The sequence below is a fragment of the Cellulomonas sp. Root137 genome (assembly GCF_001426725.1).
In the GTDB taxonomy this organism is placed as follows: domain Bacteria; phylum Actinomycetota; class Actinomycetes; order Actinomycetales; family Cellulomonadaceae; genus Cellulomonas.
Map to the genome: position 1 here is coordinate 1 of NZ_LMFG01000004.1, position 24,821 is coordinate 24,821.

Annotated in this window: 23 protein-coding genes; 21 read left to right on the plus strand and 2 right to left on the minus strand. The window is 69.4% G+C overall.

Going from position 1 to position 24,821, the window contains the following annotated elements; translation table 11 throughout:
* The first annotated feature begins 129 nt into the window (after positions 1-129).
* The 10 genes from ASD18_RS17575 (at position 130) to ASD18_RS17620 (ending at position 8,982) form a co-directional block, all read left to right on the plus strand.
* Positions 130-1,242, plus strand: coding sequence for a sugar-binding protein (locus tag ASD18_RS17575; protein ID WP_056096412.1), 1,113 nt, complete (start codon positions 130-132; stop codon positions 1,240-1,242).
* Entirely contained in the window at positions 1,239-2,843 is a 1,605-nt protein-coding gene (locus tag ASD18_RS17580) for a methyl-accepting chemotaxis protein (protein WP_056095308.1), read from the plus strand. Before ASD18_RS17575 ends, ASD18_RS17580 begins: the two co-directional genes overlap by 4 nt.
* A 75-nt stretch (positions 2,844-2,918) precedes the next feature.
* Complete coding sequence (locus tag ASD18_RS17585; RefSeq protein WP_056095311.1) at positions 2,919-4,037, plus strand: chemotaxis response regulator protein-glutamate methylesterase; 1,119 nt, start codon at positions 2,919-2,921, stop codon at positions 4,035-4,037.
* Positions 4,028-4,945 (plus strand): protein-glutamate O-methyltransferase CheR, encoded by a 918-nt coding sequence (locus tag ASD18_RS17590; RefSeq protein WP_056095313.1) that lies wholly within the window; start codon positions 4,028-4,030, stop codon positions 4,943-4,945. The genes ASD18_RS17585 and ASD18_RS17590 overlap by 10 nt, the downstream gene beginning before the upstream one ends.
* Positions 4,942-5,325, plus strand: coding sequence for a response regulator (locus ASD18_RS17595; protein WP_056095316.1), 384 nt, complete (start codon positions 4,942-4,944; stop codon positions 5,323-5,325). Before ASD18_RS17590 ends, ASD18_RS17595 begins: the two co-directional genes overlap by 4 nt.
* Entirely contained in the window at positions 5,322-5,807 is a 486-nt protein-coding gene (locus ASD18_RS17600; protein WP_056095318.1) for a chemotaxis protein CheX, read from the plus strand. The genes ASD18_RS17595 and ASD18_RS17600 overlap by 4 nt, the downstream gene beginning before the upstream one ends.
* On the plus strand, positions 5,804-6,166 hold the full coding sequence (locus ASD18_RS17605) for a response regulator (protein WP_082574212.1): 363 nt from the start codon (positions 5,804-5,806) through the stop codon (positions 6,164-6,166). The genes ASD18_RS17600 and ASD18_RS17605 overlap by 4 nt, the downstream gene beginning before the upstream one ends.
* Positions 6,163-6,651: a hypothetical protein gene (locus ASD18_RS17610; RefSeq protein ID WP_056095321.1), complete on the plus strand. Its 489-nt coding sequence runs from the start codon at positions 6,163-6,165 to the stop codon at positions 6,649-6,651. The genes ASD18_RS17605 and ASD18_RS17610 overlap by 4 nt, the downstream gene beginning before the upstream one ends.
* Before the next feature lie 174 nt (positions 6,652-6,825).
* Complete coding sequence (locus ASD18_RS17615; protein ID WP_162251762.1) at positions 6,826-7,440, plus strand: CAP domain-containing protein; 615 nt, start codon at positions 6,826-6,828, stop codon at positions 7,438-7,440.
* 42 nt (positions 7,441-7,482) lie between these two features.
* Positions 7,483-8,982 carry an NCS2 family permease gene (locus tag ASD18_RS17620; RefSeq protein ID WP_056095326.1) on the plus strand — a complete coding sequence of 500 codons (1,500 nt, stop codon included), beginning with the start codon at positions 7,483-7,485 and terminating at the stop codon, positions 8,980-8,982.
* Positions 8,983-9,036: 54 nt separating this feature from the next.
* Here the strand turns inward: ASD18_RS17620 and ASD18_RS17625 are convergent, their stop codons facing one another.
* Positions 9,037-9,663, minus strand: a complete 627-nt coding sequence (locus ASD18_RS17625; RefSeq protein ID WP_056095329.1) for a protein-tyrosine-phosphatase — start codon at positions 9,661-9,663, stop codon at positions 9,037-9,039.
* A 153-nt stretch (positions 9,664-9,816) separates the two neighbouring features.
* Between ASD18_RS17625 and ASD18_RS17630 the strand changes: the two genes are divergently transcribed.
* Together ASD18_RS17630 and ASD18_RS17635 are read left to right on the plus strand one after the other, a co-directional pair.
* Positions 9,817-11,682, plus strand: a complete 1,866-nt coding sequence (locus tag ASD18_RS17630; protein ID WP_056095333.1) for a DUF4012 domain-containing protein — start codon at positions 9,817-9,819, stop codon at positions 11,680-11,682.
* A 68-nt stretch (positions 11,683-11,750) separates the two neighbouring features.
* Positions 11,751-12,272, plus strand: coding sequence for a peptidase (locus ASD18_RS17635; RefSeq protein WP_082574214.1), 522 nt, complete (start codon positions 11,751-11,753; stop codon positions 12,270-12,272).
* A 374-nt stretch (positions 12,273-12,646) separates the two neighbouring features.
* Here ASD18_RS17635 and ASD18_RS17640 read toward each other — a convergent pair whose 3' ends face one another.
* On the minus strand, positions 12,647-14,206 hold the full coding sequence (locus ASD18_RS17640; protein ID WP_056095339.1) for a polysaccharide biosynthesis tyrosine autokinase: 1,560 nt from the start codon (positions 14,204-14,206) through the stop codon (positions 12,647-12,649).
* A 279-nt stretch (positions 14,207-14,485) separates the two neighbouring features.
* Between ASD18_RS17640 and ASD18_RS17645 the strand changes: the two genes are divergently transcribed.
* From ASD18_RS17645 to ASD18_RS17685, 9 genes are all read left to right on the plus strand, one after another.
* Positions 14,486-15,967 (plus strand): sugar transferase, encoded by a 1,482-nt coding sequence (locus ASD18_RS17645; RefSeq protein WP_082574216.1) that lies wholly within the window; start codon positions 14,486-14,488, stop codon positions 15,965-15,967.
* A gap of 8 nt (positions 15,968-15,975) precedes the next feature.
* Positions 15,976-17,076 carry a glycosyltransferase gene (locus ASD18_RS17650; RefSeq protein WP_235522463.1) on the plus strand — a complete coding sequence of 367 codons (1,101 nt, stop codon included), beginning with the start codon at positions 15,976-15,978 and terminating at the stop codon, positions 17,074-17,076.
* Between the two features lie 25 nt (positions 17,077-17,101).
* Positions 17,102-17,995 carry a glycosyltransferase family 2 protein gene (locus ASD18_RS17655; protein ID WP_162251763.1) on the plus strand — a complete coding sequence of 298 codons (894 nt, stop codon included), beginning with the start codon at positions 17,102-17,104 and terminating at the stop codon, positions 17,993-17,995.
* Positions 17,995-18,891: a glycosyltransferase gene (locus ASD18_RS17660; protein WP_056095353.1), complete on the plus strand. Its 897-nt coding sequence runs from the start codon at positions 17,995-17,997 to the stop codon at positions 18,889-18,891. The genes ASD18_RS17655 and ASD18_RS17660 overlap by 1 nt, the downstream gene beginning before the upstream one ends.
* Positions 18,888-19,799, plus strand: a complete 912-nt coding sequence (locus tag ASD18_RS17665; protein WP_056095354.1) for a glycosyltransferase — start codon at positions 18,888-18,890, stop codon at positions 19,797-19,799. The genes ASD18_RS17660 and ASD18_RS17665 overlap by 4 nt, the downstream gene beginning before the upstream one ends.
* 77 nt (positions 19,800-19,876) lie before the next feature.
* Positions 19,877-21,154, plus strand: coding sequence for an O-antigen ligase family protein (locus ASD18_RS17670; protein WP_156388075.1), 1,278 nt, complete (start codon positions 19,877-19,879; stop codon positions 21,152-21,154).
* Entirely contained in the window at positions 21,151-22,494 is a 1,344-nt protein-coding gene (locus ASD18_RS17675; protein ID WP_082574219.1) for a lipopolysaccharide biosynthesis protein, read from the plus strand. The genes ASD18_RS17670 and ASD18_RS17675 overlap by 4 nt, the downstream gene beginning before the upstream one ends.
* A 19-nt stretch (positions 22,495-22,513) precedes the next feature.
* The gene (locus ASD18_RS17680; RefSeq protein WP_156388076.1) at positions 22,514-23,380 is read left to right on the plus strand and encodes a glycosyltransferase family 2 protein; all 867 of its coding nucleotides are present in this window, start codon (positions 22,514-22,516) and stop codon (positions 23,378-23,380) included.
* A gap of 115 nt (positions 23,381-23,495) precedes the next feature.
* A complete protein-coding gene (locus ASD18_RS17685) occupies positions 23,496-24,821 on the plus strand; it encodes a UDP-glucose/GDP-mannose dehydrogenase family protein (RefSeq protein ID WP_056095363.1) in 1,326 nt (441 codons plus the stop codon).

Consider the following 24,821-nt stretch of genomic DNA (forward strand, 5'->3'; position numbering starts at 1 on the left):
GGTCGCGTCCTCGGCGGCGTCGTCCTCGGAGGTGCTCGGTCAGATGGGTCAGGCCGTGGGCGAGCTCGCCCGGCTGTCCACCGACCTGCGCACCCGCGTCTCGGCGTTCCAGTTCTGATGGGCGCCTCGATGAAGCGCGCCGCGGCCGCCCTCGTGGCGGTCGGCCTCCTCGCGACCGGCTGCGCCGGACCCGGTGCCGACGACGAGACCCAGCTGGTCGGGGTCGCGATGCCCACCACGGTGCAGGAGCGCTGGATCGGTGACGGCGAGAACCTGGAGGCGCAGTTCACCTCTCTCGGCTACGACGTCTCCCTGCAGTACGCCGACGACAGCGTGGACACCCAGATCGCGCAGCTCACCGCGATGATCGACGCCGGGGCGGATGCCCTGGTGGTCGGTGCCGTCGACGGCAGCAAGCTCCGCGGGGTGCTGTCGCAGGCGGCGTCGGCCGGGATCGCGATCCTGTCCTACGACCGCCTCATCCGGGACAGCCCGGACGTCGGCTACTACGCGTCGTTCGACAACTGGAGCGTCGGCGTCCTGCAGGCGAACGCGCTGCTCACCGGCCTCGGCGCGATCGACGCGTCGGGTGCCCGGACGGCGGCCCCCGGTCCGTGGGCCGTCGAGATCTTCGCCGGTTCGCCCGACGACAACAACGCCACGGTCTTCTACCAGGGCGCCATGTCGGTGCTGCAGCCGTACCTCGACTCCGGCGTGCTCGTCGTGCCCTCGGGCCAGACCGACTTCGCCACCGTGGGGACGCCCGGCTGGAAGGGTGAGACCGCAGCGGCACGCCTGCAGACGCTGACCGGTCCGTACCTGGCGGGCCTGCACCTCGACGGGATCCTGGCCCCCAACGACGGCATCGCGATCGCGGTGCTGGACGCGGTGCGCTCGGGGCTCGGCTATGGCGGGGACGGACCGGCTCTGCCGGTGGTCCCGGGCCAGGACGCCGAGCTGGCGTCGGTGCGCTCGATCGTCGCGGGCGAGCAGTACTCGACCGTCTACAAGGACACCCAGCAGCTGGCCGAGGTGGCCGTGCAGATGGTGCGCGCGCTGCTGGCCGGCGACGAGCCCGAGGTGAACGACACGACCTCGTACGACAACGGCGTGCAGGTGGTCCCGTCGTACCTGCTGGCCCCGCAGCTGGTCACGCTCGACAACTACCGCGAGGTCCTCGTGGACGGCGGCTACTACTCGCAGGACGAGCTGGGCACCCCGCCCGCTGGAGGATCCAAGTGACGACGACCCGTACGCGCGCCCGCTGGTTCTGGGACCGGCCCATCGGCGCCAAGATCGCGACGGCCCTGGTGGTGCTGGGCACCATGTTCGGTCTGGTCGGCGGCGCCGGTGCGGTCGCTCTCTACCGCGCGGGCGAGCACCTGCAGGACATGTCCGCGCTCACCGGCCGGCTGCAGTCCGCGATGGCGGAGCTGCGGACCGCGCAGGCGCGCAGCCACCTGCTGGTGCACCGGGCGGTCGAGGCGGCCGACCCCGCGGTCCGCACCCAGCTGCTCACGTCGTCGGCCTGGGTGGACGGCGACGTCGCGCGGCAGATCGCCGTGATCGAGGAGTTCCCGCAGGCCGAGACCGCGCAGTGGTCCGACTTCGTCGCCCGCTGGGACGCCTGGGTCGAGTACCGGGACGCCACCCTCGTGCCGTTCGTGCAGGCCGGTGACCAGGTCGGTCTCGCCGCGGCGATCCGGGCGAGCGCGGCCGCCGACCCCGACGCCGCCGGTCGCCCGCTCGCGCTCGCGCAGGGCCAGGTCGACGCGCAGGTCGACGAGATCCTCGCCGCCGGCCAGGCCGAGGTCGACCGGACGATCCTGCTGCTCGCGATCGCGTTCGTGCTCGGTGCCTTGTGCTCCGGGGCGCTCGCCGCGGCGGTCACCCGGCGGATCACGCGCGCCGTCCGGAGCGTCCAGGCGTCGCTCGACGCCATGGCGGACGGCGACCTCACGGTAGTCTCACCCGTCGAGTCGGGCGACGAGACCGGCCGGATGGCCGCCTCGCTCACCCGCGCCCAGACGTCGCTGCGGGCCACGCTCGCGGGCGTCGTCGAGACCGCGGCCGGTGTCGCGGCCTCCGCCGAGCAGCTCACCGAGTCCAACGGGCGTGTGGCGGGAGCGGCGCAGGAGACCAGCGCGCAGGCCGGGGTCGTCGCCTCGGCGGCGGAGCAGGTCAGCCGCAACGTCCAGGCGGTGGCGGCGGGCGCCGAGCAGATGGGTGCCTCCATCCGGGAGATCGCGCAGAACGCGACGGAGGCCGCCAAGGTGGCGCACAAGGCGACCGGCGTGGCCGAGGCCACCAACCAGCAGGTCGCCCGGCTCGGGGAGTCCAGTCAGCAGATCGGCAACGTGGTCAAGACGATCACCACCATCGCCGCGCAGACCAATCTGCTGGCCCTCAACGCCACCATCGAGGCCGCGCGCGCCGGGGCGGCGGGCAAGGGGTTCGCCGTCGTCGCGGGGGAGGTCAAGGAGCTCGCTTCGGAGACGGCCCGCGCCACCGAGGACATCGCGCGCCGGGTGGAAGCCATCCAGCTGGAGACCGCCGGGGCGGTGTCTGCGATCGCGGAGATCAGCGCCATCGTCACGTCCATCAACGACTTCCAGCTGACCATCGCGTCCGCGGTCGAGGAGCAGACGGCGACGACGAACGAGATGTCGCGCGGTGTGGCCGAGGCAGCGACCGGGTCCGGAGAGATCGCCGCGAACATCACGGGTGTGGCGTCCGCGGCCCAGAGCAGCACCGACGTGCTCGTGGAGGTCGGCGGACAGGTCGACGAGCTCGCGGTCCTGTCGCACCGCCTGCGGGACAGGGTGTCCGCGTTCACCTTCTGACCCGCTCACAACGCCCGCACCCGCGCCGATAGGCAGCACGACACCGGAACCCCGGTGGCCGACCCAGGAGGAACCGTGACGAGGATCCGCGTGCTGGTGGTCGACGACTCGGTCGTCGTCCGCCGACTCGTCACCGACGCGCTGTCGAGGGACCCGGAGATCGAGGTCGTCGGGGTCGCGGCCAACGGGAAGCTGGCCCAGTCCAAGGTGGCCCAGCTGGCACCGGACCTGGTCACCATGGACATCGAGATGCCGGAGATGGACGGCATCGAGGCGGTCCGCGCGCTGCGACGCTCGGGGCACCGGATGCCGATCGTCATGTTCTCCACGCTCACCGAGCGCGGCGCGTCGGCCACCCTCGACGCCCTCGTCGCGGGCGCCCAGGACTACGTGACCAAGCCGGCGAACGTCGGCAGCGTCCAGGAGTCGCTCGCGCAGGTCGCCGACAACCTGATCCCCAAGATCAAGGCGCTGGTGGGACCGGTCCGCAGCCGCGGCCCGCTGGGGACGACGACTGCCGCGCGTCCCGCGGTGCTGCCGACGCCCGCACGGACGCGCGTCGCGGTGCGTCCGGAACCGGCGTCGCACCCCGTCCGCGCAGTCGTCGTCGGCTCGTCGACGGGTGGTCCGGAGGCGTTGTCCAAGCTGCTCGCGGCGCTGACGACGCCGCCGTCGGTGCCGGTGCTCGTGGTCCAGCACATGCCCCCGGTGTTCACCCGGCAGCTGGCCGCCCGGCTCGACAGGCTCGGGCCCGCGCACGTGGTGGAGGCAGAGGACGGCACGGAGCTGCGTCCGGGCACGGTGCACGTCGCTCCCGGTGACCGTCACCTGGAGCTCCACCGTCGCGGCGACGTCCTGCGGACGGTGCTCACGGACGGACCGCCGGTGAACTACTGCCGCCCGTCGGTCGACGTCCTGTTCCGCTCCGCGGTGCGCGTGTTCGGCGGCGACCTGCTCGCCGTCGTGCTCACCGGCATGGGCGCGGACGGCCGGACCGGGTGCGAGGACGTCGTCGGTGCGGGCGGGACCGTCCTGGTGCAGGACGAGGCGACCAGCGTCGTGTGGGGGATGCCCGGTGCGGTCGCGACCGCGGGGTTCGCCCACCGCATCCTCCCGCTGATGGAGGTGGCCCCGACGATCGAGCGCGTGCTCGCCGAGGCCCACGCCGGTGAGAGGAGCTCTCGATGGGTCTGACCCCGGAGTCCTTCTCCTTCGTCGCCGACCTGGTGCGGCGGCGCAGCGCGATCCAGCTGGCACCCGGCAAGGAGTACCTCGTGGAGAGCCGGCTGCTGCCGCTGGCGCGCGAGGAGGGGATCGTCGACGTCGACGCCTACGTGAGGCGCGTCCGCGGCGGCGGCCGGGAGGCCGACCTCGTCCGCGTGGTCGAGGCGCTGACCACCAACGAGACGTCCTGGTTCCGGGACTCCACCCCGTTCGGGGCGCTGCGCTCGACCGTCGTGCCGGCCGTGGTCGCCACCCGCGGGCCGGCCACGCGCCTGCGGGTGTGGTCCGCCGCGTGCTCGACCGGCCAGGAGCCGTACTCGATAGCGATGACCCTCGCGGACTGCCTGCCGTCGAGCGCGTCGTTCGACATCCTCGCGACGGACCTGTCCGAGCAGGTGCTCACCCGCGCACGGGAGGGCCACTACAGCCAGCTCGAGGTCAACCGGGGGCTGCCGGCGCCGATGCTCGTCCGCCACTTCGCCCGGGCGGGTGCCGGGTGGGAGGTCGCCCCGCAGCTGCGCACCCACGTGACGTTCCGTGCGCACAACCTGCTCGACGCGCCCCCGGCCGGCGGTCCGTTCGACGTGGTGTTCCTGCGCAACGTGCTCATCTACTTCGACCTGCCCACCAAGCGCGCGATCCTGCGCCGCCTGCGGCAGGTGCTCCGTCCCGACGGCGCGCTGCTGCTCGGCGCCGCCGAGACCACCATCGGCGTGGACGACGACTGGGTCCGCATGCCCGCCGGCGCCGGCTCGATCTACCGCCCGCTGCGCCCGGTGCCCGACCCGCCGAGCATCCCGCAGCCCCGGACCGCGACGTGGTCCGCCCCCACCCCCGTCGTCCCCGCCTCCGTGCTGACCCGAGGAGCCCCCCGATGAGAGCGCTCGTGATCGACGACTCGCGCACGATGCGACGCATCGTGTCCGGGGCCCTGCACCCGCTCGGCTTCGAGACGCACGAGGCCGAGCACGGCCGCGCGGCGCTCGACCTGCTCGAGGACGGGCTGCAGGTCGAGCTCGCCTGCATCGACTGGAACATGCCCGTGATGGACGGTCTCACGTTCGTCTCGGAGGTCCGCGCGAACCCGGCGTGGCGGAGCATCACGCTGATGATGGTCACCACCGAGAGCGAGCAGGGACAGATCGTGCGCGCCCTCGCCGCGGGCGCGCACGAGTACCTGATCAAGCCGTTCACCCCTGACGCCATCCGGGGGAAGCTCGACCTGCTCGGGCTCCTCGCGGTCGAGGAGCACGCATGAGCACCGTCGTCGAGCACGACCAGGTCCTGGCCATCGCGCAGGAGGTCTTCGCCGCGATGGTCGACGGCGACGTGGGCCTGCTGCAGCCGTGGCCCGGCGAGCTGCCGGAGATCGAGGACGGCGTCGTCGCGTGGGTGGACCTGCACGGCCCGTGGCCGGGCCGCGCGGAGCTGACCACGTCCGGCGCCACCGCGGACGACCTCGCCCGTGCGCTGCTCGGCATGGGCGACGACGAGGTCGTCTCGTCGCTGGACCTGGTCGACGCGTTCGGCGAGGTGGCCAACGTGGTCGGCGGCAACGTGAAGTCGCTCCTGCCCCTCCAGGGCAGCCTCGGCCTGCCGCAGGTGGCGCCTGCCGCCCCGGCCGTGCCCGGTGCCCAGCTCGTGCAGGAGCTCCCGCTGTCCTGGCGCGGCCGCCCGTTGGTCGTCGCCGTGTGGGCGTTCGCCCAGCCCGCTCTCCCGGAAGGAACCCGACTCCCATGATCCGAGTCCTCGTCACCGACGACAGCCGCGTGATGCGGCAGATCGTCATCCGCACCCTGCGCCAGGCCGGCTACGACTGGGACGTCCGCGAGGCGGCCGACGGCGCCGAGGCCCTGGAGGCCATCCGGGCCGACGAGCCCGACGTCGTCCTGTCGGACTGGAACATGCCGAACATGAACGGCATCGACCTTCTGCGCCGGCTGCGCGCGGAGGGGTTCGGGACCCCGTTCGGCTTCGTCACGTCCGAGGGCTCCCCGGAGATGCGCGCGCAGGCCGAGGCGGCAGGTGCCCTGTTCCTCATCGCGAAGCCGTTCACGCCGGACGCGTTCCGCGAGGTCATCGACCCGGTGCTCGCATGAGCGCGCAGACGCCGCTGCCCTCCGCGAAGGACGTCCGCGAGCTGGTCGAGGGGCTCATCGGGCGCGACGTCCAGGTGACCACCGGGGGAGCGATGCTCGACCCGAAGGACGGGGACGGCACCCTCGTGGGTGTCTACGTGGACAACAGGCTCGCCATGTCCGCGATCGTCCTGCTCGACCTGCCGCTCGCCGCGTACGTGGGTGCCGCGCTCGGGCTGGTGCCCGTGCGGGTGGCCGCCGACGCGATCACGGAGAGCGTCCTGCCGCCCGCACTGTCCGAGAACGCGGGCGAGGTGCTCAACGTCATGGCGTCGCTGTTCAACGCCGAGGGCGCGCCTCACGTCCGGCTCGACGCGCTCTACGAGCCCCGTCACCCGCTGCCGGCCGACGTCGCCACCTGGGTGCTCGCGTACGTGCGGCGCACCGACCTGGACGTCGAGGTGGCGGGCTACGGGGCAGGCAGGTTCTCCCTCCTGGTCCTGTGAGCACCCGGTGCGGACTGTCCGTTCTGTCCGGAAGCCGATAACGTCCCTCGGGTGCATCCCTTCACGCCCGTCCCGCGTGAGCACTGGCACCGCCGGGACCTGCGGGAACGTCGTGCTGGTGGCCGCCGATGGCCGCGTCGGTCGGCACTGGTCCTGCTGTCCACGCTCGCGCTGGTGACGACTCCGATCGCATTGAGCTCGGCCCCGGACCCGATCCAGCCGGGCGACTTCGCGGCGCTCCTGACGCTGCGGGACGACGACCCGGCCACGCGGTCGGGCGTACGGGCCCCGGCGAGCACGTCGCCGACCGCGACAGCGCCCGCGACGAGCGCACCGCCGGCCGCGGTCCCGCCGAGCGCCTCGGTCGCCCCGACCGCCCCGGCGACGTCCGCGGCACCCGTCGCGCCGGTCGCGCCCGCCCAGCCGCCCGTCCCGACCGTGAGCGACGAGATCGTCACGCGCACCAACGCCGAGCGTGCCGCCGTCGGGCTCGCGCCCTTGGCGGTCTCCGCCTGCGGGACGGAGCAGGCTGCGGCGCGCACCGCCCTCCTGGTGGCCGAGGACCGGTTCGAGCACGACCCGCTGGAGCCCGTCCTGGAGGCGTGCGCCGCGCGCGCGGTCGGGGAGAACCTGGCCCTCGGCTACCCGACGCCGCTGGCCGTGGTCGCGGGCTGGATGGGGTCCGACGGGCACCGCGCGAACATCCTCAACCCGACGTACACGCAGATCGGTGTCGCCTGTACCGCGAGCCCGAAGGGTCAGCTCTGCGCGCAGGTGTTCCTGGGCTGATCCCGCAACATCGGGGTCACACAGTTCTGCCACACTGCGCGCATGTCTTCGACCCCCTCCACGCAGACAGAGCGTCCTGCGCCCCCGACGAACGCCGTCGACCGCTACTTCAAGATCACCGAGCGCGGTTCGACCATCGGTACCGAGATCCGTGGTGGTCTCGTCACCTTCTTCACGATGTGCTACATCATCGTGCTCAACCCGCTGATCATCGGGACCGTCCAGTCCGGGGACGGCCTGTTCCTCGGTGGCGGCGACGCCCCGAACCTGGCAGCCGTCGCGGCGACGACCGCGCTGGTCGCCGGCGTGATGTCCATCCTCATGGGCGTCGTCGCCAACTTCCCGCTGGCGCTCGCGGCCGGGCTCGGCCTGAACGCCGTCGTCGCCTACTCCATCGCCTCGCTGCCGGGCATGTCCTGGCAGGACGCGATGGGCCTGGTGGTTCTCGAGGGCCTGATCATCCTGGTCCTGGTGCTCACCGGCTTCCGCGAGGCCGTCTTCCGCGCGGTCCCGCTCGAGCTGAAGACCGCCATCAGCGTCGGCATCGGCCTGTTCATCGCCTTCATCGGTCTGGTCGACGCCGGCTTCGTGCGGATCCCCGCCAGCATGGCCACCCCGGTGGAGCTCGGCATCGCCGGCTCGCTGGCCAGCTGGCCGCTCCTGGTGTTCGTGTTCGGGCTGCTGCTCGCCATCATCCTCATGGTCCGCAAGGTCCGGGGCGCCATCCTCATCTCGATCGTCTCGGCGAGCGTGCTGGCGTTCTTCATCGAGCTGATCGGCAACATCGGGAGCAAGACCGACGAGACCGGTGCCGTGGTCAACCCCGCCGGCTGGTCGCTCGAGGTCCCGCACTGGCCCGAGGGCGGCATCGTCGCGGCGCCGGACTTCTCGCTGGTCGGCCAGTTCTCGTTGTTCGGCTCCATCGAGTCCATCGGCCTGGTCGCGGTCATCCTGCTGGTGTTCTCGCTGCTCCTCGCCGACTTCTTCGACACCATGGGCACCATGGTCGCCGTCGGTGGCGAGGCCGGCCTGCTCGACAAGGACGGCAACCCGCCGAAGACCAAGCAGATCCTCATCGTCGACTCGATCGCGGCGGCGGCCGGTGGTGCGGGCAGCGTCTCGTCCAACACCAGCTACATCGAGTCCGCGTCGGGCGTCGGCGACGGTGCGCGCACCGGGCTGGCGGCGGTCGTCACGGGCATCGCGTTCCTGCTGGCCACGTTCCTGGCGCCGCTGGTGGCGCTGGTCCCGTTCGAGGCGGCCACCCCGGCGCTCGTCGTCGTCGGCTTCCTCATGGTCACCCAGATCGCCGGCATCAACTGGCGCAACTGGGAGGTCGCCATCCCGGCGTTCCTCACCATCATCATCATGCCGTTCTCGTACTCGATCACGGCGGGCATCGGCGCGGGCATCATCACGTTCGTGGTGATCAAGCTGGCCGTCGGCAAGGTGCGGGAGATCCACCCGTTCATGTGGGTGGCCTCGGCGATGTTCGTCGCCTACTTCCTCATCGGCCCGATCAAGGCTGCGTTCGGCATCTGACAGCTCACGCACGAGGGGCCGGGTCCGCGACGGACCCGGCCCCTCGTCGTCCGCTCAGCGCCGGACGGCCGCGACGATCGTCTCGACGGCGGGCAGCAGCTGCCCGAAGGACTTCTCGTACAGGGCCGCGTCACCGCGGTAGGGGTCGACCACGTCGTCGTCGGCCGGTCGGTGCGCCGCAAGCCCACGGCGGGCCGCGGCGACCGGGATGAGCGCCCGCAGGCGGTCGGCCGTCGTGGCGTTGGAGCCGGGGAGCGTGGCGGGGTCCACGTCGGTGGCCAGCCGTGCCAGTTCCCGCAGCGTGAACGTGCGGCGCACGGCGGCGGGGGCCAGCTCGACGATGGCGGACCGGTGCCGGCGGGTCAGCGCGAGCACCAGGTCGGCCTGCTGCACCATGCCGGCCACCAGCTGCCGCGCCTCGAAGTTGCGGGGGTCGACGCCCTGCGCCGCCACGAGCGCCGCGATCTCGTCGGTCATCGGGTGACCGACCATCGCGCCCGTGCCCGCCGAGCCCACCTCGATCGCCGGAGCCAGCCCGCCGGCGGCGTCCCGCCCGCGGTAGGCCGCGCCGAGCCCGGCGGCCAGCAGGCGCTCCGCCGCCGGCGACCGGCAGATGTTGCCGGTGCAGACGACGAGGACGCGCAGGGGCTCGGCCAGGTCAGAGGGGGTCACGGGCACCATCTTGGGGGACCGGCCCGCGGATCCTGGCATCGAGTGACCCGATCGGCGCACACATCTCACCCCCGACAGGGGGACCACCCAGGACACGCCGGTACCATTCCGACCGCGGTCGCCCGAGCCGGGCGGCGGCGTGTCCAGGGGGAGAGAGACGTCGTGACGCACCCGGGCTGGGGGGACGGCTGGAACGGGCAGCCGGTCCCGGAGGCGCCGCAGCACCCGGAGACGGTCCGGCGCCGGCGCTCCTCGTACGTCCGCGCTCGCCGTCGTCGCGTGCTCAAACGGGTGCTCATCGGGTGCGGCCTCGCGCTGCTGGTCGTCGTCGGCCTGGGTGTCTGGCTGGTGACCGACGCGCTGCGCGCCGCCGACGCCCTCGAGGCCGCGCGCGCCGACGTGCAGGAGCTCCAGGAGCAGGTGCGAGCGGGCGACTCGGAGGCGGCCGACAGGACCCTGGTGCAGCTGCAGGCACACTCGTCGACGGCCGCCCGTTCGACCACGGGACCCGTCTGGACCCTCGCCGGCTCCCTGCCCTGGGCGGGTCCGAACGTGCGGGCCGTGCAGACCGTCGCGGGCGCGGTCGACGACCTCGCGCAGAGCGCCCTGCCGTCGCTCATGCAGGCTACGACGATCGTCGACCCGGCGGCGCTGGCGCCCGTCGGTGGGCGCGTGAACCTGGCGCCCCTCCAGGAGGCCGCACCGGCGATCGTCGCCGCCGACGACTCCGTGCAGATCACCGCGCAGCAGCTCGAGGAACTCGACACCTCGGCGCTGATCGGCATGGTCGCCGAGCCCGTCGACACCCTTCGCGACCAGGTGGCCGACGTCGCGGTGACCACCGCCACAGCGGCCCGGGCCGCGCTGCTGGTGCCCGCAATGATGGGCGCCGACGGGCCGCGCGACTACCTGGTGCTCGTGCAGAACAACGCGGAGCAGCGTGCGACTGGCGGCATCCCGGGCTCGGTGATGCACCTGCACGCGGACGCTGGGGCGGTGACCGTGGTCGAGGAGCGGTCCGGTGGATCCCTTAGCGGACTGTCGGAGCCTGCGCTGCCCCTGACCGACGCTGAGAACGCGCTCTTCGGCCCCCTGCTCGGCACCGACATGCGCGACGTCACGTTCACCCCGGACTTCCCGCGGACCGGGGCGCTGGCCAAGGCGATCTGGGAGCAGAAGGTGGGCGGCACGATCGACGGCGTGCTCTCGATGGATCCGGTCGCTCTCGGGCTGGTCCTCGAGGCGACCGGGCCCGTGACGCTCTCGGACGGGTCGTCACTCTCGGCCAGTGACGCGGCGCAGCGCCTGCTCAACCAGGTCTACCTGGAGATCGAAGACCCTCGGCAGCAGGACGCCTACTTCTCGGACACCTCGCGCTCGGTCTTCGCCGCTGTGGTGGGGGGCCAGGGTGACGCGCCTGCGGTGATGGACGCGCTGGCCGAGGCTGCACGCCAGGGCCGGCTCATGGTGTGGTCCGCCGACGAGGACGAGCAGACCCAGCTGGCGCCCACGGTGCTCGGTGGAGCGCTCCGCGGGGTCGACGGCGACTCCGCCGTGATCGGGGTCTACCTCAACGACGGCACCCAGGCGAAGGTGGGCTACTACCTGGACCTGACCGTCGACGCGGAAGCGACGACGTGCCGTCCGGACGGCTCGCAGATCGTCGATGCCGTGGTCACGCTGACCTACGACGCCCCCGCGGACGCAGCCGCGCTGCCCTCGTACCTGGTGGGTCTGGACGACATTGTTCCCCTCGGGGACATTCGGACAAATGTCCTGATCTACGCACCGGCTGGTGGTGGAATCGAATCGGTGCGGGTGAAACCCGAGCCGCAGGGTGTGAACGCCCAGGTGCACGACGACTTGGGGGTAGCGGCTCGGACATTTACACTCAAACCGGGCGAGAGTGGGACGCTTGATCTGCAGATCGTGACCGGCCGGAAACAGACTGGAAACGTGCATATCCACACGACGCCGACTGCCCGCCAAAAGGGTGACGCAATCGCGGGTTCCGCATGTGAGAAGTAGCAGGTACGGTTGCCTCGGTACTCAACTCAAGCCACTCCTGTAACACGACCGTCCGGGGGGACACCCACATGAAGATTCGTCGCACCGCTCTGGTCGCTGTTGCTGCCGTGGCACTCGCGCTCGTTCCGTCCGCTGCCTTCTCCTACGGCGCCGGTGACTTCTCCAACAAGGGCACCGTCTCCGACGCCACGCCCGCCGCCGGTGAGAGCTTCACCGTGACCGTCACCGGCCCTGCCGGTGCCAACGTCACGCTGACCGTCACGAGCAACCCGGCCTCGCTGCCGGACTCGTCCATCACCATCGCCGGCACCAAGTCGCTCACCAAGGTCACCAACGCCTCGGGCACCGCGGTCTTCACCGTCACGCTGAGCCAGGCCGGCACGTTCACCGTGGTCGCCACGGACACGGCCTCGGGCGCCGTCCTGAGCACCCAGACGGTCGCCGTCGCGGCCGCTGCGGGTGCCGCGGGCAGCCTGAGCTCGACCGGTTCGAACGCGCTGCCGATCGCCCTGGGTGCCGGTGCGCTGGTCCTCGTCGGCGCCGGTGGCGTCGTCGTCGCCCGTCGTCGTCAGGCTGGCGTTCCGGCCTGAATGGCCTAGCACCTCACACGAGAGCCCCGCGCCGGATGGTGCGGGGCTCTCGTGTGTGTGGAGCAGTACGTGCGGTCTCTCTCGCCTGAGGGTTGAGCCTCTTCCCAGGCGGGTGCGGGTAGGCCTCCGGCTCCTCACGTCGGTTCGGAGCCTGGTCGAGCCTCCGGCGGCGCAGAAGCCCCATGGCGACCTCGCCGAGCGTTGAGAGCGCGGCGGGCGGATGCACGTGGCCCGCGAGTCGATGCGATGCTCCGGCACCGTCGGCGGATCCCCGGGTATCGCTCTGCGGCCACGCCGTGTCCTCACTGTGGAGGACATGCCGGTGGCCCCGGACACCAGTGAGTCCGGGGCCACCGTGACGGATCGCCGTGCGGTCAGCTGCCGGGGCGCTGGTGCTGCGCCGGAGCGTTCTGTGCCTGCTGACGCTGGAAGTCCTTCAGCTGTGTCTCGCTCAGGGAGTCGCCTGGCCAGAGGGTTGTGGGACCTGAGACTGCTCCGGTCGGCTCGGAAACCTGAGGAACGCGGCCGGTCACCGGGTTCTTGCGCTTCTTGCGGCTTGTCCGGCCGGAGTCCGCCGAGGTGGCTGGCGTCGGCGTGTAGTCGTAGTACGCGTACTGCTCGCCCTGCTTGCGTTTCTGGCGGTTCACCACGATGCCGAGGATGCGCGCGCCCACTGTCTCGAGGTTGCCAACGGACTCCGCCAGCTGGTTGCGGTGCAACTTGTCCGCACCGACGACGAGCAGCGCACCTCCGGTCAGCTTCGACAGGATCGCGGCGTCCGTCACGGGCAGCAGGGGAGCGGTGTCGACGATGACGACGTCGTACTGCTTCGTCAGCTTCTCCAGCAGGTTGGCCATGGCCAGAGAGCCGAGCAGCTCGCTCGGGTTCGGCGGCACCTGCCCGGCCGGCAGCACGTGCAGGAACCCGTTGCCCCATGGCTGGATGACATCCTCGACGCTTGCCCGACCGATGAGCACGGTCGTGAGCCCGACGCTGCCTTCGAGGCCCATGTACTTGGCCACGGAAGGGCGGCGCAGGTCTGCGTCGATGAGCGCGACGCGTGTGCCGGCGTCCGCCAGCGTGATCGCCACGTTGATCGAGGTCGTCGACTTGCCCTCGCCGGGGAGCGACGAGGTGATGACGATCGACTGCGGCCGGTCGGCGATGTCGAGGAACTGCAGGTTGGTACGAAGGCGGCGGAAGGCCTCGGACCGTTGGCTGTGCGGGCTGCTCTGCACGATTAGCGGGTGCTGTGGAGCGTCCTCGTCGTTCGGGATGATCCCGATGACTGAGGTGTCCGTGACGCGGGCAACGTCGGCGTCGGAGCGGACCCGAGTGTCGAGAACCTCGCGGAGGATTGCAGTACCGACGCCGACGGCAAGACCGACCAGCAGACCGAGCGCGATGTTCAGCTTGAGATTCGGCGACGAGGGGGCTTCGGGCGCTGCCGCGTCACGCACGATCGACACCTTGACTGAGGAGTCGCCGCCGCCGCTCGGGGTCTCGAGGTCCGCGATGACGTCCTTGAACTGCACAGCGACTGCGTTGGCCACCGCCGCGGCGATCGCCGGGTTCTCGTCTGTCACGGCGACGTTGATGAGCGAGGTGTTCAGCGGCGACTCGGCACTCACTCGCCCGGCCAGAGCATCCGTGCGCGTGTCGAGCCCAAGGTCGTCGATGACCGGCTCCAGGACGCGAGGGCTCGAGACGAGCTGTGTGTAGGACGTGACCTGCTGCCGTGTGAAGTTCGCACCCTGCAGGAGGTCGCTAGAGGACGCGCCGCCCTGGACAGACACGAAGAGCTGAGTCGAGGCGGTGTAGACCGGTGTCATGGCCAACGACGCGGCGACCGCAGCGGCGGTGGCGAGCACGGCGATGATCACGACGGACATCCAGCGCTTGCGCAGAATGACCAGATAGTCCTGAAGTTCCACGACCTGCTTCTCCCCGTGCCCCGTGCGCCGCGGGTGTGACGCGGGTCGATTCTCTCATGCGTTGAACCGGACAACTGCTCGGCGTCGATCCCGGGTGGGAGCGGACCCATATTGGGCGTCCGGGCGAGTTATCCGCCGTCTCGGATCGCGCCGAGCCAGCGCCCCGTGTCATCATTTGTCCGAATTGCTCGTGGAATTGGCGCTGTAGTATTGGGCACCTATTCGCGGTCAGATCGCGGACGCCTTCCAGGCCGGGGGACCAGGATGACCGATCAAGAGATGGCGCGCCGCCATGCCCCGGACACGGCGCAATCCGATGCGCCCTCCCGCGCAGACGGACTAGGGCGATGGTGGGTCGGCTACGCCGCCCGAACGGCCGCGACCGACGCAGTCTGCGTGATCCTCGCTCTCCTCGTGGCCTACGTGGTGCGGATCGATGGGAGCGTCACGACGGTCTCCGGTGAGTACTCGCCGAGCTATCTCGTCGTCACGATCGTGCTCGCTGCGGCCTGGCTCGCTTCGCTCGAGCTCGGCAGGACTCATGACAGGCGACTTGTCGGCACCGGACCAGCGGAGTACGCGCGGGTCTTCTCTGCGACATGGCGCCTCTTCGCCATCGTGGCCGTGATCGCCTACCTCCTGAAGATGGACATCGGGCGGGGATACCTGGCGATCGCCGCCCCTCTAGGTCTCACGATGCTGCTTCTCACGCGCTACCTCTGGCGCCAGTGGCTGCACGGCAAGCGCGACGCCGGCGGCTTCCAGTCCGGGATCGTCGTCATCGGACACCGGCAGCAGGCAGCCAGCCTCATCGATGAGCTCGGCAAGAACCCGCGAGCCGGTTACACCGTGGTCGGGGTCTGTGTTCCGGCTGGCGAGGTAGAGCCTGGCGAGCACGTCTACACGGTGCCGGTGCTCGGGACCCTTAGCGATGCTGCGGACGTCGCGGTGAGGATCCGCGCGTCCGCCGTTGCCGTGGCCGGGTCCGATGTCATCACCTCGGAAGCGGTTCGTCGGCTGGGCTGGGATCTTGAAGGAACGAACGTCGACCTCGCGTTGACACTCTCCCTGATCGACGTCGCCGGTCCCAGGGTGCTGATGCAACCAGTGAGCGGACTACCTCTGATGTATGTCGACGAGCCGCGCTTCACTGGGGTGAAGTACGTGGCGAAGGTCATCTTCGACTGGACGGCGGCTGCGGCCTTCACGGTGCTGCTCTCACCCGTGCTGGTCTTCATAGCCATCATCGTGGGATGCACCAGCCGCGGACCGGTGCTTTACACCCAGGATCGCATCGGCAAGGACGGCAGGAACTTCCGGATGTTCAAGTTCCGATCGATGGACGCTGACGCGCACAGCCGGTTGGGCGAGGTGCTGGCGGCCGAGGGGATCGGCGAGATCGGCATGTTCTACAAGCCCAAGAACGATCCAAGGGTGACGACCGTGGGGCGATTCCTCCGGCGCTACTCCCTCGACGAGCTTCCTCAGCTCTTCAACGTGCTTCGGGGAGACATGAGCCTTGTGGGACCGCGACCGCAGATCGCGGAGGAGGTGGCGCGGTACGACCGCACCGGCCATCGGCGTCTCCTGGTCAAGCCCGGCCTCACCGGGCTCTGGCAGGTCTCGGGGAGATCTGATCTGTCGCCTGAAGCTGGGCTCAGGATGGACGTGAACTACGTCGAGAATTGGACCCTTTTCGCGGATCTCCTGATCCTGGCCAGGACGATGAAGGCGATGCTGGGTCGCGAGGGCGCGTACTAGTGGGCGGCGTGATTGCTCACGAGTGGATCAGCAGGACCGGAGGATCGGAGAAGGTTCTCGACGCGATGGTCGCTGCTTTCCCGGGCGCGAAGGTGCTGACGCTGTGGAACGACGATGCCGGTCGGCGCTACCCCGGCAGGGACGTCCAGGAGTCGTGGATGGCCCGAACTCCGTTCCGTCGGCACAAGGCCCTCGCCCTGCCGGCGATGCCGATGACCTGGCGGGACCGCGACATCGCCTCGGTCGACTGGATCCTGGCGAGCTCTCACCTCTTTGCACACCATGTGTCGCTCGCCGGTGCACCCGACGTGCCGAAGTACGCCTACGTCTACACCCCGGCTCGCTACGTCTGGACTCCCGAGCTCGACACCCGGGGTGCCGGACTCGCCGCGCGTGCACTCGCGCCGGCCCTCAAGCACATCGATCGCAAGCGAGCGCAGGAACCGGACAAGATCGCAGCGATCAGCAACTTCGTCCGAGAGCGGATCGAGAGCTCGTGGCTGCGGGACGCCGATGTGATCTATCCGCCGGTCGACGTCCGCAACATCCAGGCGGGTGAGCCCTGGGCGGACACGCTGGAGGGGAGGGACCGGCAGATCTTCGAGTCGCTGCCTGCCGACTTCGTCCTTGGCGCCTCACGGTTCGTCCCGTACAAGCGACTAGAACAGGCGATCGAGATCGGTGAAGCGGTCGGGCTGCCCGTGGTTCTGGCGGGCGACGGGCCTGACCGGCGTCGGCTCGAGGCCCTCGCGGAAGATTCTGCGACGGACGTCTTCTTCGTCGGTGCGCCGTCGGATCAACTGCTCTACGCCCTGTTCGAGCGCGCAGTCGTGTACGTGTTCTTGGCCATCGAGGACTTCGGCATCATGCCCGTGGAATCCCTGGCCTTGGGCACACCTGTGATCGTCCCCGATGCGGGTGGGGCGAGCGAGACCGTCGTGGATGGCCTTCACGGGGCGCATATCCACGAGCTCTCATCACCCGAGGCAAAACGAGATGCCTTCAACCGGGCGACCAGCGTGAGTGCCGAGGCGTGCAGGATCCGCGCGCGAGACTTCGACACCGAGCGCTTTGATCAAGAGATCACCACTTGGGTGGCGAACGCATGAGCGCGTCAGTCCGGGGAGGTTCCGCGTGAGTGGCGCAACCGTGCGTGTCAGTTGCGTCGTCCCGACGCACGGCAGGCCGGCTGAACTGACCCGAGCGGTCGCTGGCATCTGCGGTCAGACGCTCGTGCCGCTCGAGACGTTGATCGTCGACGACGTCGGGGACGGCGCTGCGGCCGACGCAGTCTCCACGGCCAGCTTCCGTACCGCTGGTGTTCGGGTGGTGGAGGACCCGACGGACGACGGGTCGGCGGGGCGGTCCCGTAATGCAGGAGCTCGACTCGCCGTCGGCGACGTGATCGCCTTTCTGGACGACGACGACGAGTGGGATCCCGAGTACCTCGAGCGCGCGGTGCGGGCGCTCGAGGACGACGCGGTCGGCTTCGTGGTGACCTGGACGCGCAGGTCGGACGGGGTGCGAACGGTCCCTGACGGAGCGATGCCCCCGGGATTGGGGCCTTCTGACGTCTACGGGGACAATCCGGGCTTCTATGGAAGCAACGTGATCTTCCGCCGATCCGTCCTTGACGACGTCGATGGCTTCGACGAGTCGTTGCGAGTCCTGAACGACCTGGACCTGCTGGTTCGGTTGCTCGAACACGGGGAGGCGTATGCCGTGGTGACGCAGGCCGGAGTTACGCGTCACGTGCATGCTGTCGGGCAATTGTCGTCGATCGCGACACCTGGGCGTCGAGGCGCTGGGTACATCGCCAAGCACTCGGCGAAGTTCAATCGACAGAATCGTCGGCAGCTGCGGCGCATGGACTTCAAGTCGACGCTGCTCCACGACGCCAGTCGGTGGCGCCGCGCTGTCGCGGCGATCGGTCTTGCCCTGAGCACGTCGCCAGCCGAGTACTGGCGAGCGGCGTCGAAGCGCTGGCGGGGGACGACGATCGAGTACGTCTCCCGGGGTCGGAACTGATGGTGAGCCAGATAGCAGTCTTGGTGGTGAACTATCACTCGTCCTCGTCGGTCGCGACCATGCTGGCGAGCGTCCTGGCGGCGGAGGAGGACCTCGCCAGGGTCGTCGTGTCTCTCGTGGACAACTCGGTGGACGCAGCAGAGTGGGTGTCGCTCGAGGAGATCGTCGCCGACGCTCGCGCGCGCGGCCTGCAGGTGACACTGACGCGGGCACCGGAGAATCTCGGGTTTGCGGCGGGGAACAATCGCGCCTATGCGGCGGTGGCCTCCGCGTCGCCCGCGGCGGTCCTGCTGCTGAACCCGGACTGCGAGGTGACCAGTGGCTCCCTTGGATCTGCTCTGGCCGATGTCTTGGAGGACGAGGGAGCGGCGCACTACGCGCCGACGCGGCAGGGTGGCCGTCGACTGTCAGGTGTCTCGGAGCTCAGTCTCGTCAGTGGCCGGAAGCGACAGCTTCCCGCTGGTCAACTCGGCGCCGAGCGACCGTGGCGCGTGAGATTCCCGGATGGTCATTGCATCGCATTGAGCCGAGAGCTCTGGGAGCGGGCCGGAGGTCTCGACGAGAGATTCTTCTTGTACTGCGAGGAGGCGGACCTGGTGCTCCGGACGCAGTGCCGGCTGAGGGCGCTGTCTCGCCTGGAGATCGACCACATCGGCGGAGGCACCACGGGAGGCGGAGACGCGAAGTCCGACGTCACGTACTTCCACGGAAGTGAGAGCGTGGTCCGACTTGTGAAAACGCACTTCGGTTGGTCTGGTTGGTTGATGGGTGTCCTGAGCGGCAGAGGGGCGCTTGCGGGACAAGCGTTCTTGTCGGGTCATCGATCGGGCTCGCTGGCCGTCATTCAGGGCTCTATCGCCGGAATGCGCCCTTCACGAAAGGCTCGCGCCGCATGAGTGCGCTTGACGGAACCGCGCCGGTCGAGCCGCCGCAGCCGGGCTCGGTGTTCGCTACGGTGATCCCCTGCTTTCGACCGTCCGTGGCGGAGCTTGAGCAGGCGTGCATGCGAATGAAGGAGTTTGGTCTCGTCGTGCTCGTCGACGACTCGGGGGACGAGGTCAACGCGCTCGACACGTTGGGTTCGGTCGCCGAGATCGTGGTGATGCCTAGCAACAGCGGGATCGGCGCGGCTCTCAACGCTGGCGTCTCAAGGGCGATCGGCCTTGGCGCACAGGTGGTTATGACGCTTGATCAGGACAGTCTTCCCGACAGCGCTTATGTCGCCGCTGCGGTAGCGCTCGTGGCGGACCCAGGACGCGACTACCCGGTGGTGGTGCCAGCACGGATCGGGCCGGGACCCGAAGCGGTAGACGGCGGTCAACTGCAGGCCCGCTGGCCCATCCAGTCCGGCATGGTCATCGCAGCGTCGGCCTTCGCCGAGGTCGGATCGTTCGACGAGTCGATGTTCATCGATTCCATCGACGTCGACTTTGTGATCCGACTCCGAGCTGCCGGGCGTGCTCCTGTCGCACTGGACACTGGGTACGTCTCTCATCGGCTAGGGACGGTTGGTTCGCTCCGTTCGCCCGTCGGTGGACGCACACTCCAGTACACCTGGCACTCCCCGACGCGGAGGTACTACATCTTTCGGAATCGCGTGCGACTGCTCCAGAAGCACGGCGCCCGTTACCTCATGCCTGGAGTTGCAGGGCTTGCGCGAGAGGTGCGGTCGCTGTGTGCGTGCTTGGCAGGTGGACCTGAGCGCCGTCCTTCGCTGTCCGCAGCGGTGCGAGGTCTCTGGGACGGGCTGACCCGCGTTGAGGGCCGAATTCCGGAGCAGCATCTGGCGGCGATCGACAAATGATCCAGACAAGGACTGCACCGCAGGCGAAGGCTGTGGACAAAGCCGCGGACGGCCAACCCCGCCAGCAGAGATCATTCGTGCTCTTCGTCTCTCTGGTATTCGCCTATACCGTGCTCGGGCCTGGAGTGAACGTTCTCCTGGGCGGCCGCCTGCCTCCGACGATCTATGCAACGGCTCCCGTCACTGCTACACGCCTGGGCGGACTCGTGGAGACGGCGTGCTTTCTCGCCGTCGTCGCCGTGGCGTGCTGGATCCTTGCCCGCTCGCTGCGGGGAGTCCAGGCGCCGCTGTGGCACGCCGTTACGTTCAGCACGCTGCTTGTCGCGATGTCGCTGGTCACCGTCGTGACATCGGGATCAGCTCCCAATCTGCGCACCCTGGTGGTGCTTCTGCTCGTCTGCTGGACGATGCGCGCACTCCGCCCATCGGTCCGGGATCTCGCGCTTTTCGGCTACCTCACGATCACCCTCGCCACGGTGAGCCTGGCAATGGGTGTCTTGTCGGACGCCGGCTGGATCTTTGGATCGAACATCGAGGGTGCCGAGACAAAGGGGCTGATCTACAGCGGGCTCCTAGCAGGGCCGTACTCCCAGATGAATCCGCTCGGTATGGCGCTCGCGATGGGCCTTCCGTTCGTTTCTCTGGTGCCTCGGGCGTGGCTCCGCCGTGCTGGCTACGCATTCGTTCTCGGAGCCTTGGTGCTGACCGCGTCGCGTACCGCGCTGGTGGCCGCGGTCGTGATGCTGGTGGTGTTCCTCGTCTCGGTCGCCGTGCGGAGCTCAGCGCGAACTGTCCTGGCTGCAGCGTCTCTGGTGATCTCGGTCGTCATCGTGGCACTCCCACTGTCGACAGAGAACGCCCGAGCGTTCACAGAAAGGGGCCAAGTCTGGGTGCAGGCGCTCGACACGGTCCGAAGCGGAGCAGGTCCACTGACGTTCGGCCAAGGGACGAAGGCTTTCCAGGCCGGCTCGGCACTGACTGACTCGATCGGCTTCGTACGTAATCACGGTCACAACCAAGCCGTCACGCTTCTCGTCATGGGCGGAGCACTCGCGCTCGTGTGCCTGGGCGCGCTTATCTGGGCTGCTGTCGTGCGTGCCGCTGCAGTGGCGCCCGCGTCGCTAGCGCCGGGCCTGTTCGTCGTCTGTCTCTTGACGATCGGTGTTGCAGAGACCGCGTTGCGGTTCGAGGTATTCGACGGGAACGCGTGGATCGCGTGGTGCGGCGTGTTCGCAATCATCAATCTCTCCGCTGATCCGACGGGCGTACCAGGCAACGCGCAGCCTGAGGGCCGTCGTCGCGCGCTGCCGACCTCACCCCGACCGCGTGTCTACACGACGTTCGGGCGCGCATGAGCACTGGCCCGTCCAGCGGGTCGATGTCCCGCCACGTACTTCTCTCAGTTGCAGGAAACGCATTTCCGCCGCTCGCGGCGCTGATCATCGCTCCGATCCTTGCGCGGACTCTGGGTGTCGACGACCGTGGAGTAGTCGCGGCAGCGCAGGGCCCCTTCGTACTTCTGGTGACAATCGCTGGATTCGGCATCCCCGAGGCGGTCACCTACGCATCCGCACGGTTCCCGTCCACTCAGCGAGTGGTGTTCCGTCGAGGACTCGGCTGGGTGTCGGTCGCCGGAGTCGTGGGGTCGCTCCTCGCGCTTCTGGCGTCGGACTGGCTCAGTGACGGGAGCTCCGCCACTCAGGCACTGATCGTGCTCTCGCTGCTCGGCGTCGTCCCCACGCTCTGGCTCGGGGTCCTGAGGGCGCGGGCGTCAGCCCTCCATGCGTGGAGCGTGGTTGCGCAGGAGCGTGCCAGCTCGGCGGTTCTGCGAGCCGGCGCCATTGCTGCGCTCGCCGCCACAGGCGAGCTGAATACGCTGAGCGCCACGGTGGTCCTGACCTTCGGGCCGATTCTCGGCGCTGTTGCGTATCTTCGGCTTCCTGCTCCGATGGCGGATCCCGAGGCGAGCTCGGACACCTTCGGAACACGCTCGATGTTCGCCTACGGCTCGCGTGTCTGGCTCGGTGCGGTCTCCGGCATTCTTCTCATCAGGCTCGACCAGGCTGTCATGGCGCCGCTGGCCGGAACGAGGGAACTCGGGTACTACGTCGTGGCGGTGGCGATCGGCGAGGTCCCGCTCATCGTCAACAGCGCAATCCGTGACGTGACGTTCACAGCAGAGAGCGTAGGTGGGGCCGCGTCGTCGACCACGCGGTTGACCGCCGCCGCGCGCGTGTCGGGCTCGATCACTGCCGCGATCGCTGTCGTTCTTGCGCTTGTGACACCATTCTTGGTGCCGCTCGTGTTCGGGCTCGAGTTCTCCGACGCGATTCCCGCCACTCTCGTACTCCTAGCTTCTGTCGCGATTTCCACTCCGGGGTCGGTAGCAGGGGCGGGACTTGCTGGCCGCGGAAGGCCCGGCCTCCGCAGTGCGAGCCTTGCCACGGCTTGCGTGGTGAACGTGATCGCACTCGTGCTGCTGGCGCCGATTCTGGGTGCACTCGGCGCGGCTCTTGCAACGTTCGTCGGGAATCTGGTGTCGGCGAACCTCAACATCCTTGCAATGTCGAGGACGTCGGACGCGCGTGCGACAGGCTTCTATGGCCTGCGACGGACGGACGTCGACCTGCTCAGACAGGTCATCCGACGTGTTCGAGGCCGCCGCCGCCCGCCTGCTGGGTCCGAGGTCAACTGAAGTGGTAGCGGGGAGAGCTGTGATCGTGGATGTGCGTCAACAGGTCAGGCGTCTTGCGAGCGCGCTGCGTGCGCGCAGCATCTGCGCGCTCCTCGAGGTTCGAAGCATGCTGAGCCGGCGGCCGCTCACCGGCGATCCGGAAAGCCCCACCGTGTCGATGACGACGTATGGAGCACGAGCTTCGCGAGTCCACCTTGCCGTTGAATCCATCGGACGCGGGCGGAGGAGGCCGGGCCGACTGATCCTCTGGGTAGATGACCCCGACCTGTACAGCCACCCGCCCCGCGGAGTGTCTCGTGCGATGCAGCGGGGAGTCGAACTGATGCTCACGGAGAACCGCGGCCCTCACACGAAGTACTACCCGACTGTTCAGGCTGGCGTTGGTCAGGGCGTTTCTCTCGTCACCGCCGATGACGACATCCTCTATCCGAGGCGGTGGCTCGGGGCGTTGTGTCGCGCAAGCCAAGAGAGCCCGGGGGCGGTCATCGCGTTTCGCGCACACTGGATAACGACAACGGAGGGCGCACTTGACGCCTACGCGAGCTGGCCCTCGTGCCCGATCGAGACTCCGTCACGTCGCGTCTTCGCCACGGGCGTCTCGGGGGTGCTCTATCCGCCAGACATGCTCGACGCGATTGCGCAGCGTGGCGACGAGTTCATGGCGGTGTCGCGGAGGAACGATGACATTTGGCTGCACTGGGTTGCTTTGCGAGCCGGTGTCGCCGTCCGCCAGGTCGGTCCTCGATCGGAGCACTTTCCCATCGTCCCGCGCAGCCAGCAGAGCGGGCTGCTGCTCAAGAATCTGGGGCAGTCGTTCAACGATCAGATCATTGCCGAGCTGTACGCCCCAGAGGACGTCGCGTTGATCGACGAGCACCCGGCCTGAGCGCGTCTTCAACGCGTATCTCGAGGTCGTTGAGCGGCAGCTGCGCACCACGTTGCAGCCCTAACGCACAGGTACAGTGCGGGGCGGATCGTCAACCACTTCCGGGGGAGTTCCCGTGCGCTTGTCTGTCATCGGCTGCGGCTACCTCGGTGCCGTCCACGCCGCGAGCATGGCCCAGCTCGGCCATGACGTCATCGGCATCGACGTCGACGTCAAGAAGATCGAAGCCCTCCGCGAAGGCCGCGCGCCGTTCTACGAGCCGGGCCTGCCGGAGCTGCTCACCGAGGCGGGCGCGACGGGGCGACTGAGCTTCAGCACGGACATGGCCGACGCGCACGGCGCGGACGTCCACTTCATCTGTGTCGGCACGCCCCAGGTGCACGGGGAGTTCCGCGCGGACCTGACCTACGTGAACTCGGCCGTCGAGGCGCTGCTGCCGCACCTGCGGGCTGGTGACGTTGTGGCCGGCAAGTCGACGGTGCCGGTCGGCACGGCGGAGGCCATCGCGGACTCGCTGCAGGGCACGGGCGCGATCCTCGTCTGGAACCCGGAGTTCCTGCGCGAGGGCTTCGCGGTGAAGGACACGCTGCACCCGGACCGGCTGGTCTACGGGGTTCCGACCGACGAGGACGGGGAGCCGACGCCGGAGGGTGCGAAGGCGAAGGGCATCCTCGACGAGGTCTACGCGACCCCGTTGTCGGAGCACACCCCGCTGGTGGTCACGGACTACGCGACCGCGCAGCTGGTGAAGGTCGCGGCCAACTCGTTCCTCGCCACCAAGATCTCGTTCATCAACGCGATGGCCGAGCTGTGCGAAGCCACCGGCGCGGACGTGACGCGCCTGGCCGACGCCATCGGCTACGACGCGCGCATCGGGCGGCGGTTCCTGAACGCCGGCCTCGGGTTCGGCGGGGGGTGCCTGCCCAAAGACATCCGCGCGTTCATGGCGCGTGCCGGCGAGCTCGGGGTGAGCGACGCGCTGTCGTTCCTCCGGGAGGTCGACTCCATCAACATGCGTCGTCGGGTCCGCATGGTCGATCTGGCACGCGAGGTGTGCGAGGGCTCGATCGTCGGCAAGAAGGTCGCCGTGCTCGGTGCCGCGTTCAAGCCCGACTCCGACGACGTGCGCGACTCGCCCGCCCTCTCGGTCGCGGCCCAGATGCAGCTGCAGGGCGCCCACGTCACGGTCACCGACCCGCAGGCGGTCGCGAACGCCGCCGCCAAGTGGCCGGACCTGCACTTCGCGGCCACCGCGCTGGAGGCGGCGAAGGATGCGGACGTGGTGCTCCTCGCCACGGAGTGGTCCGAGTACCGGGAGATCGACCCCGACGCGCTGGCGGAGGTTGTCGCGCACAAGCGGATCCTCGACGGTCGCAACGTGCTCGAGCCCGCGGCGTGGCGTGCGGCGGGCTGGACCTATCGCGCGCTGGGCCGTCCCTGA

Excerpts from the sequence above, each read along its gene's own strand:
- ASD18_RS17575 (WP_056096412.1), top strand. The coding sequence starts at position 130 with ATGAAGCGCGCCGCGGCCGCCCTCGTGGCGGTCGGCCTCCTCGCGACC.
- ASD18_RS17590 (WP_056095313.1), top strand. The coding sequence starts at position 4,028 with ATGGGTCTGACCCCGGAGTCCTTCTCCTTCGTCGCCGACCTGGTGCGG.
- ASD18_RS17595 (WP_056095316.1), top strand. The coding sequence starts at position 4,942 with ATGAGAGCGCTCGTGATCGACGACTCGCGCACGATGCGACGCATCGTG.
- ASD18_RS17600 (WP_056095318.1), top strand. The coding sequence starts at position 5,322 with ATGAGCACCGTCGTCGAGCACGACCAGGTCCTGGCCATCGCGCAGGAG.
- ASD18_RS17605 (WP_082574212.1), top strand. The coding sequence starts at position 5,804 with ATGATCCGAGTCCTCGTCACCGACGACAGCCGCGTGATGCGGCAGATC.
- ASD18_RS17610 (WP_056095321.1), top strand. The coding sequence starts at position 6,163 with ATGAGCGCGCAGACGCCGCTGCCCTCCGCGAAGGACGTCCGCGAGCTG.
- ASD18_RS17620 (WP_056095326.1), top strand. The coding sequence starts at position 7,483 with ATGTCTTCGACCCCCTCCACGCAGACAGAGCGTCCTGCGCCCCCGACG.
- ASD18_RS17625 (WP_056095329.1), bottom strand. The coding sequence starts at position 9,663 with ATGGTGCCCGTGACCCCCTCTGACCTGGCCGAGCCCCTGCGCGTCCTC.
- ASD18_RS17635 (WP_082574214.1), top strand. The coding sequence starts at position 11,751 with ATGAAGATTCGTCGCACCGCTCTGGTCGCTGTTGCTGCCGTGGCACTC.
- ASD18_RS17645 (WP_082574216.1), top strand. The coding sequence starts at position 14,486 with ATGGCGCGCCGCCATGCCCCGGACACGGCGCAATCCGATGCGCCCTCC.
- ASD18_RS17660 (WP_056095353.1), top strand. The coding sequence starts at position 17,995 with ATGGTGAGCCAGATAGCAGTCTTGGTGGTGAACTATCACTCGTCCTCG.
- ASD18_RS17665 (WP_056095354.1), top strand. The coding sequence starts at position 18,888 with ATGAGTGCGCTTGACGGAACCGCGCCGGTCGAGCCGCCGCAGCCGGGC.
- ASD18_RS17675 (WP_082574219.1), top strand. The coding sequence starts at position 21,151 with ATGAGCACTGGCCCGTCCAGCGGGTCGATGTCCCGCCACGTACTTCTC.